We start from the raw sequence: 15,812 nt of genomic DNA on the forward strand, positions 1-15,812 counted from the left end.
ATTCAGTATATAAATACGAAAATGTGCTAGTGCCAGGCGGTGATAATGGGCTTCACAAATCCTCATTTATTAAATACTTGCTCCCTACTGAACTGCATAAATATATAAGAGAATCGGCGCAGTTTGATGCAAAAGACAGTGATTCAATGCTTAATATTTTGAGATGTTGGATACCTGAAATATGTAGACCTAGGCCCTGCATTAAAAGGAAAAGGACTGCCAGCATTAAAAGTATTTTTGGCAAAAGAGGTGGGTAGTGGGTTAAATCTGTTATTTCACTTAAATAATTAGGAGAAGTAAAAGGTTTACATCATAATTCCTCGAATGAAATGTTATCAAGAAGTAAGTTGCCACAATTGTCGCTGTAGCACTATCATGAAATCAGGAAAGAATGCTCAAAATATACAGCGGTATCGCTGCAAAAATAGTGCCTGCCCAACTTGCTGGACTATCGCTATAATGCATGTGTACCTAGAGTCCAAGAAAAAGTCGTCGAAATGGCTATTAATAGCAGTGGTATTAGAGACACCGCACGGGTTCTGAAAATCAATAAAAATACAGTCATCAGCATCCTGAAAAGCAAAGAAGATAGCCTTGTACAGGTAAATCCTGTTTTTCTATCTCAAAAATCAGAAACACCTTTAGACGTCCGGATGGAGCTTGTTTGCGAAGAAGTTGAGATTGATGAACAATGGTCATTTGTAGGTAAAAAGTCGAATCAGCGATGGTTATGGCATGCTGTTGATCATGCGACTAATACAGTCATTGCTTATGTATTTGGCAAGCGTAAAGATGATGTTTTCAAAGAGCTAAAAGCCTTACTGACTCCTTTTGAAATAAGCAGATATTATACAGATGACTGGGGGGCTTATGAGCGAAACTTAGATGTAAATGAACATGAAATAGGCAAACAAAACACTCAAAAAATTGAACGAAAAAACCTAAATTTTAGAACATGGATTAAACGCTTAACGCGTCGAACAATCTGTTTTTCAAAAATAGAACAAATGCATGATATTGTCATTGGACTATTAATTAATAAAGTCGAATTTGGACGAGATATTCATGCCTAATAACAGATTTAACCCACCACCAAGAGGTGGACGAAATAAGGCTAACTTACTCCAGAACTTCTACAATAATGCGTAGGCATGTATCTTGTATGGCATCCGTTGAGGGCGAGTATCCACCCAAGGGCACTAAATGGGACAGAAGATTCCTGCCAGTTATTGCAAAAGATAGTTTGGATTATCCGCGAGTTGCTAATTTTGATTATACAGACCTGTGGGCGTTTATATGGCGCGAGTACACACATGGGGTGCCGTGGTGGCTAACATCAAAAGAAGAGGTTTTACGCACTGAAATACTAGGCCATCCGGACAATAGGTCACTGAAAGATATTGTTTTAGAAGTGTTTGATTTTGAGGATGCCTCTAGCAGTAGAGTAATGAAAATGACCAGCACCGAGATACTCAACGAGCTGCATGATTGTATCATAACTAACAGGGCGAACCAGATTGCTTTAAAACAGGTATTAAAGGGTCTTGGCGTGCTTCACAAAAGGCGTGATTATTACATGCCGCCCTTGAGCAAAGATGAAAGCTCAAAGATCAATCCATTAGATTCAGAAGTCTTTTATTTTTAACGCAAAGACATTAAAACACTGAGTCCTGCAAAAGCGGGGAAGCCTTACGGACTCAGTGTTTACAAATATTAACGATTTTAAAATATGAAGGAGGAACAAACTAAATTCACAATCAACATACGCACATGATAAAAACAATCTTAAACACATAAATTATATCATAAATATGCGTATTTTTCAATAAAAAAACGTATCTCTTTAGGGATGCATAACATTTTTTAAAAAAAATATAGTGATATGAATAAGATACAGAATAAAACCTCGGAAGAGGTCGCAACAACGGATAATCCAAAGCTTGCTAAAAAAACACCTTTAGGCGAGCAGTCCTCATGGCTCGACAGTGTCATATCGTGGCAATCGGATGGTAGGGTACAGATAACCCCCTGCACTGTTCTGGAGGCATTGCAAAAAACTACTGATGGTTGCAGAGTTGTAACGGGATATAGAAAGGCTGTGGCTAGTGGTGATGCAAGATGGATGGCACAACATAAGAGTCACTTTGAGTGTTTTTCACCTTTGGGGAAGTTTAGAGGTTCAATTAGCGAAGAGAACTTTATACCTGATAGCTGTACTAACACCTTTGTTGTCAGTATAGATGATTTACCCTACCCAAAAGATGCCGATAAACTCAAAAAAAGGCTTTCCGATCTCCCTTTTGTGCGATTTTGTTATATCTCATATAGCGGGTGGGGATTGGAAATAGGTATACACGTTCCAAATTTTAGAAATGATGCTGATATAAAAAACATTTTCGGGCATGTGGCTAAATATTTTAAAGATAAGCTTGACCTAAAGATAGATAAGTCAAGCAACGCGATCACAAGAGTTAGCTATTTCTCAAGTGATAGCGAGGTATATATCAACAAGGGGGCAATAATGATAGATGTTGATAATTTAACGACTACAGATTATCCAGACCTGTCAGAGGATTTGAAAAACACGAATAATATAATACAGCTAAAAGATCGTATGCAGAGGCTAGAAGAGGGTAGACGTTTAACCAACCAAAAAGCAGAGGTGGCTCGCTTTTTAGAACAAGAAGGACGGCAAGAGGAGCGCAATAGGAAAGTGAAAGAAGAGGAAGAGGCTGAAATTTTAGGTCAGAAAGAAACGAAAAGGGCTAGACGCTTAGCACAAGAAGAGGCGAAAAAAGAGCGCAGGGGGGAAGCGGCTAGCAAAGAGTGCGAAAGGATAGAATACCCTAATGGTAAGATTGCTTACCGTATTGATTGCGCGGATGGCGAAGCGCGAGAATTCGATGGCAAAGGGCGCAAAAAGGCAGATTGGGGTAATGGTATAATTTGCTGGGAGCCTAATCCCGATGAAAAGAAGCAAAAGCCTGCTAGCAGTGGCGACCTGCCTAAGAGTGCTAAGCCTAATCAAGATAGTAAAGGGGCATTGGATGATGAAGGAATTAAGAAGTTAGTTGACGAAATGAACAAGGAGTATGCAGTCGTTTCGCTGGGTGGGAAGACTAGAGTTGCTAAGCTGATGGACAATGGCACGTATAGTTTTCAGACGTTCGCAGATTTCCAAAACTTCTTTTCAAACAAGACTGTTACTGTACTCAATGATGAAAAATATACGAAGGTTAGCAAGGCTGCTATATGGCGCAACAGCCCCGATAGAAAAGAGTACTCACAAGGTATTGAGTTTTATCCCACAATTGGGGGTTCTGATAGAGATAATGACAAGCTTAATGTATGGAGCGGATTCGGATACGAACGAAAGGCTTACAAGATTAATCGAATACAACCGATTCTTGATTACATCAAAGATGTTGTTTGTGGTGCCAATGACGAGTATTACAGCTACGTTATAGGCTGGATTTCAAAAGGTTTTCAGAAACCACATATTCCCGCCGGTACTGCTATTGTCCTAAGAGGGGTGGAGGGTTCAGGCAAAAGCACGCTGGGGCTTATTTTGGCAAACTTGTGGGGCAATAGTGGGATGATTATTGAAGATTCCGATCACTTAACCGGGAAATTCAACAATCAATTAATGAACTGCGCTTTTCTTGCGGGGAATGAGGCGGTTTATCATGGGGATAAAAAAGCACAATCAAAACTTAAATCATTGGTGACAGATACCTCGTTAATGATAGAGGGGAAGGGCGTTGATGCGATTAAGATAAGGAATTGTCTTAAAATAATACTATCAGCAAATGATGATTGGGTCATTCAAACAAGCTCAAGTCAAAGAAGGTTTTTCTGTCTTGAGGTTAAAAATAAGTTTGGGAAAAAAGCGGATAGCCGAGCTTACTACAACAATTTGTATGGAATAATTGGTGATGATGAATCAAGTAGAGATCATGAGGTGTTTTCTATGCTATTGGACTATTTCTTAACCTACGATATAAAGGGGTTTAATCATCAGGACTTCCCGGAGACAGATGAAAGCAGGAATCAACGATTGCATTCGCTAGATTGGATTCCGAAATTCCTTATGGAGGTGTGTGAAAGAGGCTATCTTCTTATGGCTGATTCAATTGAAGCAACCCCCTGGTCGGAAAACATACACATGTCAGTCCTCAAGCAAGCTTTAAATGAATGGGGGAAGGATAATTATAGATCGGGATATGACAAAGTCTCGTATGAAGCTTTAAAAATATATTTTAAGGCTAAACTTGGTCTTGTTGAGAAATCTAGAAAATCAACTACATCATTGATTGAATCCAAGGCTGTAGTCAAGCAGAGTAGAGGGTGGCATATTGGGTCTCCTGAGGAACTGCTTAAAAAGGTCAGGATTGCCGAGAATCTCGATACACCGGAAGACGACTAGCACAATAAAGGTGATGATCTAAAACTCCAACTTAAGAGAGGCTACATAAAGTAGCCTCTCTCCTGAGAGGAGTCTGGTAACACTTTCCACTGTAAATTTTGTTACCATGGGAAGCCACGTCACACGTGCCCTAGCGGGTTTTGGTAACAGGTAACAAAAATATTCCAAATTCACACAGAATCTATATATATGTTTATCACACCTCTTTTTTTATATATTTTATATACCTAGTTTCTATTATTTTCCAAGAAGTTGAAAAAAGATGTTACTTTGTTACCTAGACCTAAAAAAAAGCTACAGCCATTTAAACACGTGGTATTACAAGGTAACAAAAAAGTAACAAAATGGGAACATTTTTGTTCCCTCTGTTACCAACGAAACTCTTTAAAATTTAAAGATCAAAAGACAAACGCAAAAATAGCGACTCCCCGACCACACTTTAGAAAACCTATCATCGTGTTGCGAAGATGACCAATAATACATTACAACTTAGGTAACCGCGCCCTGTGGGCGGGGGTAAAAAAAGCGGTTCTGTCGCAAACGATAAGTATTTGTGTTAAACCGGCTATAAACCTGTTTTTATGCCTCTCATGAAAAAAGCATTATGCAGGAGAAAATATTATCAACTCATCGGGATAATTGAATGGATAAGCCAGGTATGATCTGGTGTTCAGGAAAAAAAATACTTAAAAAATAGCACCATTTTTAGTTGAGCATGCAAACCTACTTTGGGTGAAATTAAATCTTATGATCGTAGGTAATAGGCTATTTTTGGTTTTTGCGACCGCTGAAAATCCTGGAAACGGAGCTTTAGCGAAGTGAAGATTTTTAGTCCGCGATAGCCGTAGGGCCGTTGTTTTGTCGGAGTCTGAGCGTTAGCGAAGGTGGAGACAAAATAAAAGGCCATCCGACACGGCGTCAAGTCATTTGGAGCCTATGTTCCGACCCCTTGTTGGGTCGGGACGAGGTGACGAGGACGAATCGGGGCCGCCGGAGGCATAAGTGGTCGCGTTAAGTTTTTGCTGCTTGCTTGGGCTGGGATGCCCAAAACAAGCTTTCGCAAAAATAGCGACTCCCCGAAGAACCGTGTCAATAGTTATGTGAGATAAATTGAATTTGTTGAATTCATTTATACCAGATATCACTGCGGATTTATTGATAAGTGTAAACCGAGGAATGAAAGATGCCAATTTAACATACCAAATATTTTTATTGCTATCTTGGGCATGGAATTTCTTCAAGGTGAAATAGAGCTATTAAGAACTAAATAATTCCAAACATCAGTTGCGAGAAACTCTAATAATTCCATATCATCTTGAGGTAACTGCTTAACGGAGACGTGGGATTCGTTTTTGTAAGAAGCTCCATCAGCAAGCAGTTTTGTTGTAGTTGGAAAGCTGACTATTCGCAGTTTAAGCTTTCTTTTTTCTTGACATAGAGTATGAATATCCTCAACTTTTCCAATCGCAAAGTGGCTTTTAGGTTTTACATGATAGTATTTTCTAACCTCTCTAACTACACTTTCTATTTGATCTGTATAAGTACCAGGAAAATACTCTAATAAAGTAGCTGAGAGATATTTTTCTTTCGGTTTTAATTTAAAAGCTTCACCAAGAACACCAAGAACATTGTCATCCATATCTTTACGTAGCTTGTTCCATGGAATGTGGCGAGCAATGTGGTTATCATCAGGAATAGGAGAATTTTTTTTAAGGGTCATTAACAATCAGAAAACCACTGTTTTTGGTTATATGGTGCCAATACTATATTTAACCGAGTTAAATGTGCTTCCCCAGCAGCGCTTTCACGAATATTATCTATAAAATGACTTAACACCCAGCGTACTTTATCATTAGGTAAGCATTCAATTGTTAAACGGGATGATTCTTTTGTCCACGCAGCGATAATATTGCCACTACTTGTAGAACCAAGCCCTGGCCTGCAATCTGGCCTTAAAAGTGTTAGCATTCGTAGTAATGTACTAAATGATTTGTGGGTGACGGGGGCATCATCATCTTCCCAATTATCAATATCCATCAAACTATCTAGTTGTTTAAATAAACCGTTTCGCCAATTATCAGAAAGGTGCATTGCTACTTTTGAAATTTCTATTTTACAAGCAGCACGAGAATCATAAAGAGTCTCCTCAAGAGAGGGGTTTTTTCTTTCTTGTGAAGAAAAATCTTCATGAAGAGCATGAGTATTTTCTAGCCATTTTTTTTTAAAATCAACAATTTCTTGTGAATCTTTCCCCCCCCCAATAGAGCTAGAAAACTGAGATGGACTATTGGTTTCAATCATTTGGAGAGACATTAGTAGAAAAGCTCCTTAGTTTTTTGAGTTATGCATTTATCGAATATATCATTTTTAATGCTACGTGCCTCATTTATTGCTTCCCATAAACCTTCATCGCTAAGAAGAATGTCTTTAGTTCTAAATACATCAACATCTAAAAGTAACGACAAATTATTGACTAACGGCGACTGAATGCCTTTAGAAGTTATATTTACTGACCATAAGCTGTCTATAGGCTGTGTAATCTGCATTAAATATGCAACCATAGGTAAGTCACTTAATATAGGGACTTGGGGATTAAAGGTAAGGTATTCTTCAAGATCAATTTTTTTTTCATCTTGAAGTGGAATATCAATTCTATTGATGTATCTTACGCCAATCCTACTAATGGGGTGTGAACTAGAGACCCTCTTCCATATTTTCCATGCTTCAACAAAATTCTTGTGGATAGCTTCCCAGCCTTGATAAGGAGCCAATTGAGAAACCGCCAATGAATTGGATGAAACTATTGCTATATTAATTTGGTCATCAGAAACCAAATGATAAGCCTCAGGCCGTGAGTTAACATTTAACTGGTCGCCACCTTCTGGCTGAGGCGTTATATTTATAGATAGGTTATTAACAGTTGATTTATTAGGGTAAATGGATTGCAACTTTTTAACAATTTTGTTTACATTTTCTTCTTTCAATGTGTGATTAACCCTTACCTCAATAACTGCCTCAGTAATTGGGGGGCGCAGGTAATTAGTGGTTGTCGAATTAGTCAATGAGTTAGCCTTAAAAAATAATGTACAGCTAAATAGCTTTATACCCAAGCTACTTGAAGGTGCAGGAATTACCTCGGCCGTCATTCCCGAGGGTTTTATCGGGAATCCATGTGCATTCAATAGATCCCTGCTAAAAGCATGCAGGGATGACGAGATAAAATAACCTGCATCTTGATTTCTTTTGGGTATATATGATAATTATAAGTTATTAATAATTATTTTTCCCATTTTTCACTTCAACACCTTCTTTTTACTAGCTTACGTTCGCTGAAAATCATGGAAACGGAGCTTAGCGAAGTGTTGATTTTTAGTCCCTGATAGGCGACAGGGCAATTCGCTGATTCGACGTGTGCTAGCAGCACGCGAGAGGAGCAAGAATTGCATTCCGAATAGCCGTCCAGCCAGTGAGGTAGTAATGACGAAGCGGCTTTTGTGCGTAGTCGTTGCGGACGCAGGGCGTTCAGGGCATCTCCTATCCGCTGCGTAGGTGAACGAATTATGGCGACAGGAGTCCCGGAATTTCGTGAGGTAGCATGGCGCGCCTGTTTATAACGAATTTGGCCATAACTGGAATTTGTACTGATTTTTTCGAGGTTAAACAAACAAGTGTATTTTTTACATCACCATCCGCACCAATAATCACCTTCAAGTCGCCCTGATTCTTCGCAAATAGAGTTAAAAAAGGCTGTTAAAAAACATATCATGTGTTATCGTTAATAAAACCCCTGTTAAAGAAGTAAACAAATGAAAATAGGTTACGTCCGGGTTTCAACAACATTTCAAGATACATCACTACAAATAGACGCGCTTAATGCAGCTGGTTGCGAAATAATTTATGAGGGAAAAGCACCACCACATAAACGACCATTTATGTGGGTTCTGTCGCAAGTATTGTTGGAAATGCAGGAATACTTTCCTCAGACAATTGCCCCTTTCGGATGATATGTGCCGTTTCAATTCCATCAATTGTTGCTTGGGCGGAGTGAAACGCTTTAAAGCCCATCATCGGTTTTGTTATTTTTTTGATAAAGCGATGATCCTGTTCGATGATGTTATTCAAATATTTAACTTGTAATATGTCAATCATAGTGGCAAACCCAGCGAGGATTAACAAGAGGTTAATATTGGATAATCCTGCATAGTTAGCGCCACTTTTATCCATAACGACCTTATCAGGAAAACCATTATTGTTAATTGTTTGTTTGAAAAATGCGGTTGCAGCCTCTTCATCACGGCGCTCAGAAAGCATGAAATCAAGCGTATCCCCCTGACTATCAACAGCTCGGTATAAATAGGTCCACTGCCCCTTCACTTTGATATACGTTTCATCCATGCGCCACGATTTATTGGTTTCTCGTTTCTGAGATTTGGCTTTTACAGCAATGGCAGGAGAATAACGGATAACCCAACGATTGAGCGTAGCATGATCCACTTCAACACCTCTTTCTTCCATAATTTCTTCAAGGTCGCGATACGAAACACCATACCTGACATAAAAGAAAACAGCATAAAGAATGACATCTTTTGGAAAGTGAGTACCTTTGAAGATGAGCATGTGATCCACCTTTTATTGAAATATGAGAATTATGATAGCAGATAACGCGGAGAATGTGGATTTATGCGACAGAACCCAATTAACACAATGGGTAGTGGGCAAAGTTGATATTATTTCAATAAACGTAATCTGGGCATATATGGACGAAAGTCTCTGTAATCCTAGTGGTGAACAAGTATATTCAAGAGCACAAGAAACACTATTCATTTAACGGCTATATATCGCCACAGGGCGCATTTTGCAAATTCTGCGGCGTGCGGGTGCACAATTTATATTAGGAATGATGTACGAACATGGTAAAGGTGTTGATCCGGACGACAAAGAAGCCGTTAAGTGGTACAGGATGGCGGCAGAACAAGGGCATCCTGGCGCGCAAAAAAATTTGGTAAGGGTAGAAAATGGACTGTAGCCTATGGTATTAACATCCTAACCAAGTCGAAACGCTGAATGGTAAATTAAAATGAAAAAATCAAAATTGTTCCGTTCACTGCCTATCGTGTTAACTGTAGGTTTAATGTCATTTAGTAGTGTTTCTAGTGCTAAGTTGTGGCAGTTTAGTAGAGCAAATTGCTTTCCGCCGGGAGGAGCTGATTATGGAAATGAGTCAATAACATTCATGAGCTCGGAGAAGAGATTGTCGAGGGTTTTTAGCAGGCACTATAAGCATGGAAAGATGAGACATCAGCTTGACACTGGATGGGAATATTTATGGAATAATAACGGGGCAGCCCATAGAGATAATACAGGTCAATCCTTATGGACTGTTGTGGGATTCCATTATTTGAAATCTGGAAATAATAAAACGTTCCTTTCTAAACGTAGCCAAACTGACAATTGTAATTTTTCTTTACCGTACTAAACTTAACAATTGTAATTTTTCTTTAACTTAACCTTAAAACGATGTAGCTCAGAGGATTACATCGTTTTAACTATCAAGAGGATAGAACTATGAGTACATGTAAAAAATACGGGTTAACAGTGTTTTTTCTAGTAGGCTTGTTTTCAATTTTAGCTTATGCGAGATACACATTAACCGGGGACGAAGGTAATTCTGAAGAGGGAGGTGTAATTGAAAAAGTAAGTAAAGTTGAAAAAGTTTCACCAACTTTTGTTCCAGAAAAAATTCGTCATAACCCATCCCAAAAACCCCCTGAGGTATCAGAGAAGGTGCATTCGGGATATAAGGCGTGGGAGCCACCTTCAGATATGGAATATGCCTATACTGAATATCCTGATACTGAAAATTCAGATACTGAACATTCCGATGAAAATAAAAAGAATATAGAGTCAGAATTTGAAGCTATGGAAGAGTTCTTTGGGGGGCAGGAAGAGGATGTATCCTTCGCTCCAATGGAGGATTTTCCTATACCTGACTATGTTAAAAAGGAAACGGAGTTGTCTATACGACAAATGAAAGAACGGGGGTATGTTGATATGACTGAAAATAGTATAACTCCAATCCGAGACGAGATGACTCCAAAAAGTAAAAAATTTGAGAAGACCCATGAGGAAGCGGTTAAACTTTTAACGGTAGAACCCACTAATTTAGATGAAACACCCTTCGAAGGTAAAAAGGTGGTTTCCAGACAGGTGAGCGGGCTCTATGATGAAGGGAAGTGGACTACTTTAACAAGAGTTTATGAGTTTGACAATTTAAGCTTGGTTCAACTTTCGGAGGATGATTATCATACCGGAGGGGGTAAAGTGGTATTTACCGAAGAGGCAGTTAATGAAAATATTAATGGGAATCCTGCTATATACGAAGTGGGGATAAGTCCCAGCGGGAAAGCTACAACTTCCCTAGTATGGACAACAGATTCTAAATATTATGAATTAACCCTAGAGAAAAACGCATCAAGTAGTAAAGAAATGAAAGAGGAATTCTTAAATTTAGCACGTTCAGTACCTATAGATTAAGAATTTAGGTGGTTGTTCAAATCGTGATCTTCTTATTGAACAACTTGGGATGTTTATCCACATATACCCCGCATTCGTGACTGTGCGAGGTATTTTAATATAAAATCGGGGGTGGGTCGCTTTTGATAATTATTGCGACAGAACCAAGCTGAGCATATGATCCGAAAGGGGAAATTGCCTGAGGAAAATATGCCTGCTTATAAGCAGTTTATGGCTTTAGCAGGATAGTTCTGCCTGAAGACCAGGAGGTCTGCGCTTTTGATGATTATTGCGACAGAACCCCTTATTTCTTACATACAGAATAGCCTACATAACATTAGTAAAACATCTAGTACCTCTGGAGAGGAATCCCTGTCTTTTTTTTCTTGGGCGTAGAGAAGACCTCTACTTTTCTCTTCTTCAGCGTCGGTATTTCTTATGACGACAACGTTACAAGCTTCCTCATCTCTATTTTCATTCTTCTCTACCTGATTATTTATATCTTCTTGAGATATGTTTTGATAGTCATAGATGTGGATGGCTGTGTAATCATCGCAGTTATACGCCCATGCGTATCCCTCACCAAATCCATAAGTAATAGCCTGAGGATTAGACGCTTGTATGTTAAGTGATAATGTACCTAAAAGGACGCCAATAGTTAAATTTTTCATGGTTTCTCCTCCTATCATCCACTGAAAATCAGGGGCACGGAGCTTAGCGAAGTATTGAAATTTAGGGTTCTGTCGCAATAATTATCAAAAGCACAGACCTCCTGGTCTTCAGGCATAACTATCCTGCTAAAGCCATAAACTGCTTATAAGCAGGAATATTTTCCTCAGACAATTGCCCCTTTCGGATGATATGTGCCGTTTCAATTCCATCAATTGTTGCTTGGGCGGAGTGAAACGCTTTAAAGCCCATCATCGGTTTTGTTATTTTTTTGATAAAGCGATGATCCTGTTCGATGATGTTATTCAAATATTTAACTTGTAATATGTCAATCATAGTGGCAAACCCAGCGAGGATTAACAAGAGGTTAATATTGGATAATCCTGCATAGTTAGCGCCACTTTTATCCATAAGGACCTTATCAGGAAAGCCATTATTGTTAATCGTTTGTTTGAAAAATGCGGTTGCAGCCTCTTCATCACGGTGCTCAGAAAGCATGAAATCAAGCGTATCTCCGTGACTATCAACAGCTCGGTATAAATAGGTCCACTGACCCTTCACTTTGATATACGTTTCATCCATGCGCCACGACTTATTGGTTTCTCGTTTCTGAGATTTAGCTTTTACAGCAATGGCAGGAGAATAACGGATAACCCAATGATTGAGCGTAGCATGATCCACGTCAACACCTCTTTCTTCCATAATTTCTTCAAGGGCGCGATACGAAAACGCCATACCTGACATAAAAGAAAACAGCATAAAGAATGACATCTTTTTGAAAGTGAGTGCCTTTGAAGCTGAGCATCTGATCTACCTTTTATTGAAATTGAGAATTATGATAGCAGATAACGTCGGGAAGGGGGATTTATGCGACAGAACCATAAAAAAGGCGTGGTCAGGAAAAGCAAACCTAGTGGCGTATACAGGCGTTTTATCACAAAAATACACCCTTATAACCCTTGAGGTGTGTGTCGCCCCACATGGCTCTTTATGTGGCTAGATCGCAACGAATGGCAAAGAGTTTGCAGGTTGCAGTTGATAACACATGCCTTTGATAATTCAATCATGCTATGACCTCCTTGATTGAATGGTTCGTTTACGGTTCATTGGTTCGACCTGAAACAAATTAAGCCCAGAGGGTAAGTAACTTTTTTATCGTATCTGTAATCTTCTATCTTGGGCGCGCCAGCTCTTCGCTAAGGCGCTTTAACAGCTACCCCCTATCATACATACCCGCTAAAGGTTTTTGCGGGTCTTTAAGGGGCTTACATGCCCACCAATAAGCGATTGACTATCATTGTGGGTATGTGGTTTGTTATAGCTGTTACAGAAAACAAAGATTAAACGGTAAACCATTTCAAAATAAAGAGTTGGCTTATTGCAACAAGCAACAGCATTCTGGGGACTCTTTGCCCTAGGGAGGAAGTAACTTTTTAAACTTCATAATAAAACGCTATTTAGTGTGCAACCTAATATAGATTGTACTATACCTATAATCCTTTTATAATCAAAGACTAGGGTTACTGTCAGGTACAACCTATGGATATTTATACTAAATCATTGCATTTACAATTTTTGGATATTTTGGGAACGATGATAAACGCAGATTTTTAAAATTGCTTTAATTTATCCACAAGGCACTTTTACAAGGTTAAATATAAAAGGTTAAATAAAGGAAAGGATAGGGGGTTTTGACAAGTAAAAATATCTTTATATTTCAATTAATTATATTAAAAATAATTTTTTAACTGCACGGCATACCTATATGTTTGCTATTAACTGCACGGCATACCTATATGTTTATTATTCATAATTCAGTCTGAAAAAACGAACTGCACGGCATACCTATATGTTTTTTGTCTAACTGCACGGCATACCTATATGTTTGTGCGCTGCAATATGTCTTTTTTCTTGTCATAATTCAGCCTAAAAACGAACTGCACGGCATACCTATATGTTACTGCACGGCATACCTATATGTTACTGCACGGCATACCTATATGTTTATTTTGACTTATCCACAAGGATAGCTTCCCGTTTTTTCTTTGCGGCACTAGCGGCTTTTTGTTCGCTACAAAAATCAAGTGAAGCCGTCACCGTATATTTTACATCTACGATTTTTCGGCCTTCCTTAATTTCCTGCACTTCATGGAACATTAAAACGCCTTTTCTTTTGAGTTCGTTTAGTGCATCAATCATTTTTTTGCGATTGTTGCGTTCGGTTTTGCCTGCGAGAAAACGGCTTGAATTTTTTACGAACGAAAACATAAAATGATGGGTTTCTGTCATGCTTGCGTATTTGTAATGATGCACAAATCTTTTATAAAGCCACCTAGAAAGCTGGGTGTTTAAACTCATAAGACGGTCAATATTAAACTGCCGATATTCTAGTTTGTCGATTGCATGGGATATAAAAAGCGGTAATCGGGCGGCGTGTAACGCTCCTGTATCTTCTATATATTCCTCGCGGTCAACCGTCACAAGGTCTTGCAGTATTGCCCCTCTCCATAACTCTTTTTTGCCTTTAGAAAGCGTCAACATGCAAAGACTCATAACTTGTATGGCTTGTTTTATTTCGTTAAGGTTGCGGGTTTTACCGCGTTTCTTGAGTTCCTTTTGAACCATATACAAGGTGAATTTTACCCATGTTTCAGACTTCGTGGGGTCATGTATTCCGTAATTTTTATCAGTAAGAATTTTTTTAAGTGTTTCTTCTATAAGTTCCTCAGTCACACTTGGGAAAAATGCCTTATAGCCGCCGTTCTCCTGCTTTATTAAAGCGGGGTGAATGGTTATAGTACAATCTATATCCTTAAAGGTGTAAGGCTGCTCATAGGGGTCTGCATGGCCTGTTGGTGTGCGTAACTTCTCAACTTGTGCAGGGGTAAAAAAATACTTGGGTATACTCTCCCAAAGTTCAACCGTATTTGAAACGCTTTCAAGATCATTTGTTATAAACTGGCTAAACAAATCCATTTGAACGCTTTTAATAGCCTTACTTGGCGGTTTTTTTATTACCTTTTCTACAGCTTTCTTTTTAGCTGATTTCTTCTTGGTGTCTGCCATTTTCTTTTTCCCCTTGCCAAACTTTTTCCCTTTATCAAAATATCGCGGGTCGCTTCCATCATAATTTAAGGTATAAGTACAGCTTCCTTTATTTCAAGCTGCGTAACACATGCCTTTGAAAATTCAATCATGCTATGACCTCCTTTTATTGGTTCATTTTCGGTTCAATGCTCATTTTTGAACCAGTACAAAAAACTCAAAAGAATAAGAGTGTATTTACTTGAATGAGTAAATGCTAATTTATCTTTTTACTCAAATGAGTAATCCATAGTTCACGGGTAATTTCTGACACGGTGCGCCCCTCTTCTATGGCTCTAACTTTAATTCTTTTATATAGATTTTCTTCTATATCTGCATTAAGTCTCTTTTTCTTTCTGCCCTCGCCCTTAATATCTTCTAATATTTTGGCCTTGGCTTCTTCACCCTTACTAGGCCGTTTTGATGATAGTGCCATTTTCTGCGCCCTCCTTTGATGGTGTTGCAATAAAATTAATTAATTCATCTGTAAGGGCGTTCATTTCGTCCATAGCCGCCCTATTTCCAGAATCATAAACCGTTAAACCTTCGGCGGCTGTCTGGGGGTATGCTTGCCGCTGCATGATACAATTATCAAAAACAGGTAGGCCATATTCTGCTAATGCCTCCCCGATCTCTCGACCTAATTTTGTACGCTTTATTGCACGGGTTATTACAAAGGATGTTTTCGGCGTTCCGTCTGTTACTTCCTGCCGCGCTTTGATAAACTCGACCAAATCAGAAGCCGCCCATATATCGTATGGGCTTGGTTGTACAGGTATTAAAACAAAATCAGCCGCTTTTATTCCTGCCGCTATCATATCCTCAAGCTTTGCCGCTCCATCAATAATCACATAATCATAAGAAGCCCCTACACTAAAAAGAGTTTTCATGTTTTTAGCTCTATCCAATGCAATAAGAGGCAAGGGGTTATTTTCTGCGGCTGCGTGCCAATCTCTCGCGCTGCCTTGCGGATCACTATCTACAATAAGAACAGACAAACCACGCTCATGCAAAGCCCTTGCAAAGTTAGTGCTTAGGGTAGTTTTACCACTCCCGCCTTTAGGGTTTAATATTGAAATTATAGGCATTATAAAAACCTCTCTTGTGTTAATATTCTTTT

General features: G+C 38.9%; 17 protein-coding genes and 1 pseudogene. 6 read left to right on the forward strand and 12 right to left on the reverse strand.

The window, feature by feature from the left end:
* From K6984_RS27570 to K6984_RS27585, 4 genes are all read left to right on the forward strand, one after another.
* A partial coding sequence (locus K6984_RS27570) for a VapE domain-containing protein (protein ID WP_221898270.1) occupies positions 1-257 on the forward strand: 257 nt, incomplete at its 5' end.
* A 67-nt stretch (positions 258-324) separates the two neighbouring features.
* A protein-coding gene (locus tag K6984_RS27575) for an IS1 family transposase (RefSeq protein WP_420831733.1) occupies positions 325-1,073 on the forward strand; the annotation gives its coding sequence in 2 pieces (ribosomal slippage) (positions 325-430 and positions 430-1,073; 750 coding nt in all).
* A gap of 26 nt (positions 1,074-1,099) precedes the next feature.
* Positions 1,100-1,645: a virulence-associated E family protein gene (locus tag K6984_RS27580; RefSeq protein WP_221898271.1), complete on the forward strand. Its 546-nt coding sequence runs from the start codon at positions 1,100-1,102 to the stop codon at positions 1,643-1,645.
* Between the two features lie 237 nt (positions 1,646-1,882).
* Positions 1,883-4,426, forward strand: a complete 2,544-nt coding sequence (locus K6984_RS27585; RefSeq protein ID WP_221898272.1) for a DUF5906 domain-containing protein — start codon at positions 1,883-1,885, stop codon at positions 4,424-4,426.
* A 745-nt stretch (positions 4,427-5,171) separates the two neighbouring features.
* Here the strand turns inward: K6984_RS27585 and K6984_RS27590 are convergent.
* From K6984_RS27590 to K6984_RS27610, 7 genes are all read right to left on the reverse strand, one after another.
* A complete protein-coding gene (locus K6984_RS27590) occupies positions 5,172-5,333 on the reverse strand; it encodes a hypothetical protein (protein WP_221898273.1) in 162 nt (53 codons plus the stop codon).
* 27 nt (positions 5,334-5,360) lie between these two features.
* Complete coding sequence (locus tag K6984_RS35230; protein WP_263458596.1) at positions 5,361-5,489, reverse strand: hypothetical protein; 129 nt, start codon at positions 5,487-5,489, stop codon at positions 5,361-5,363.
* Positions 5,490-5,663: 174 nt separating this feature from the next.
* Positions 5,664-6,152: a hypothetical protein gene (locus K6984_RS27595; protein ID WP_140414127.1), complete on the reverse strand. Its 489-nt coding sequence runs from the start codon at positions 6,150-6,152 to the stop codon at positions 5,664-5,666.
* Positions 6,146-6,739 carry a hypothetical protein gene (locus K6984_RS27600; RefSeq protein ID WP_221898274.1) on the reverse strand — a complete coding sequence of 198 codons (594 nt, stop codon included), beginning with the start codon at positions 6,737-6,739 and terminating at the stop codon, positions 6,146-6,148. The genes K6984_RS27595 and K6984_RS27600 overlap by 7 nt, the downstream gene beginning before the upstream one ends.
* On the reverse strand, positions 6,739-7,572 hold the full coding sequence (locus K6984_RS27605; RefSeq protein ID WP_263458901.1) for a TIGR04255 family protein: 834 nt from the start codon (positions 7,570-7,572) through the stop codon (positions 6,739-6,741). Before K6984_RS27605 ends, K6984_RS27600 begins: the two co-directional genes overlap by 1 nt.
* A 152-nt stretch (positions 7,573-7,724) precedes the next feature.
* Positions 7,725-7,850: a hypothetical protein gene (locus tag K6984_RS35235; protein ID WP_263458900.1), complete on the reverse strand. Its 126-nt coding sequence runs from the start codon at positions 7,848-7,850 to the stop codon at positions 7,725-7,727.
* Positions 7,851-8,356: 506 nt separating this feature from the next.
* Positions 8,357-9,043 carry an IS6 family transposase gene (locus K6984_RS27610; protein ID WP_221898276.1) on the reverse strand — a complete coding sequence of 229 codons (687 nt, stop codon included), beginning with the start codon at positions 9,041-9,043 and terminating at the stop codon, positions 8,357-8,359.
* A gap of 238 nt (positions 9,044-9,281) precedes the next feature.
* Between K6984_RS27610 and K6984_RS27615 the strand changes: the two genes are divergently transcribed.
* Together K6984_RS27615 and K6984_RS27620 are read left to right on the forward strand one after the other, a co-directional pair.
* Positions 9,282-9,452, forward strand: coding sequence for a tetratricopeptide repeat protein (locus tag K6984_RS27615; RefSeq protein ID WP_275967705.1), 171 nt, complete (start codon positions 9,282-9,284; stop codon positions 9,450-9,452).
* A 539-nt stretch (positions 9,453-9,991) separates the two neighbouring features.
* Positions 9,992-10,960 carry a hypothetical protein gene (locus K6984_RS27620; protein ID WP_221897295.1) on the forward strand — a complete coding sequence of 323 codons (969 nt, stop codon included), beginning with the start codon at positions 9,992-9,994 and terminating at the stop codon, positions 10,958-10,960.
* A 290-nt stretch (positions 10,961-11,250) separates the two neighbouring features.
* On the opposite strand, the gene K6984_RS27625 is transcribed toward K6984_RS27620, so the two are convergent.
* The 5 genes and pseudogenes from K6984_RS27625 to parA all read right to left on the reverse strand — a co-directional run.
* On the reverse strand, positions 11,251-11,610 hold the full coding sequence (locus tag K6984_RS27625) for a hypothetical protein (RefSeq protein ID WP_221898277.1): 360 nt from the start codon (positions 11,608-11,610) through the stop codon (positions 11,251-11,253).
* A gap of 118 nt (positions 11,611-11,728) precedes the next feature.
* Positions 11,729-12,413 (reverse strand): annotated as a pseudogene (locus K6984_RS27630) (IS6 family transposase).
* Positions 12,414-13,612: 1,199 nt separating this feature from the next.
* Complete coding sequence (locus tag K6984_RS27635; RefSeq protein ID WP_230988294.1) at positions 13,613-14,674, reverse strand: hypothetical protein; 1,062 nt, start codon at positions 14,672-14,674, stop codon at positions 13,613-13,615.
* A 235-nt stretch (positions 14,675-14,909) separates the two neighbouring features.
* Complete coding sequence (locus K6984_RS27640) at positions 14,910-15,128, reverse strand: hypothetical protein (RefSeq protein ID WP_087871599.1); 219 nt, start codon at positions 15,126-15,128, stop codon at positions 14,910-14,912.
* The coding region (gene parA / locus K6984_RS27645; protein ID WP_338024573.1) for a ParA family partition ATPase at positions 15,103-15,812 on the reverse strand (710 nt) is incomplete at its 5' end. The genes parA and K6984_RS27640, both read right to left, overlap by 26 nt.

The sequence above is a fragment of the Bathymodiolus japonicus methanotrophic gill symbiont genome (genome assembly GCF_019721995.1).
In the GTDB taxonomy this organism is placed as follows: domain Bacteria; phylum Pseudomonadota; class Gammaproteobacteria; order Methylococcales; family Methylomonadaceae; genus Methyloprofundus.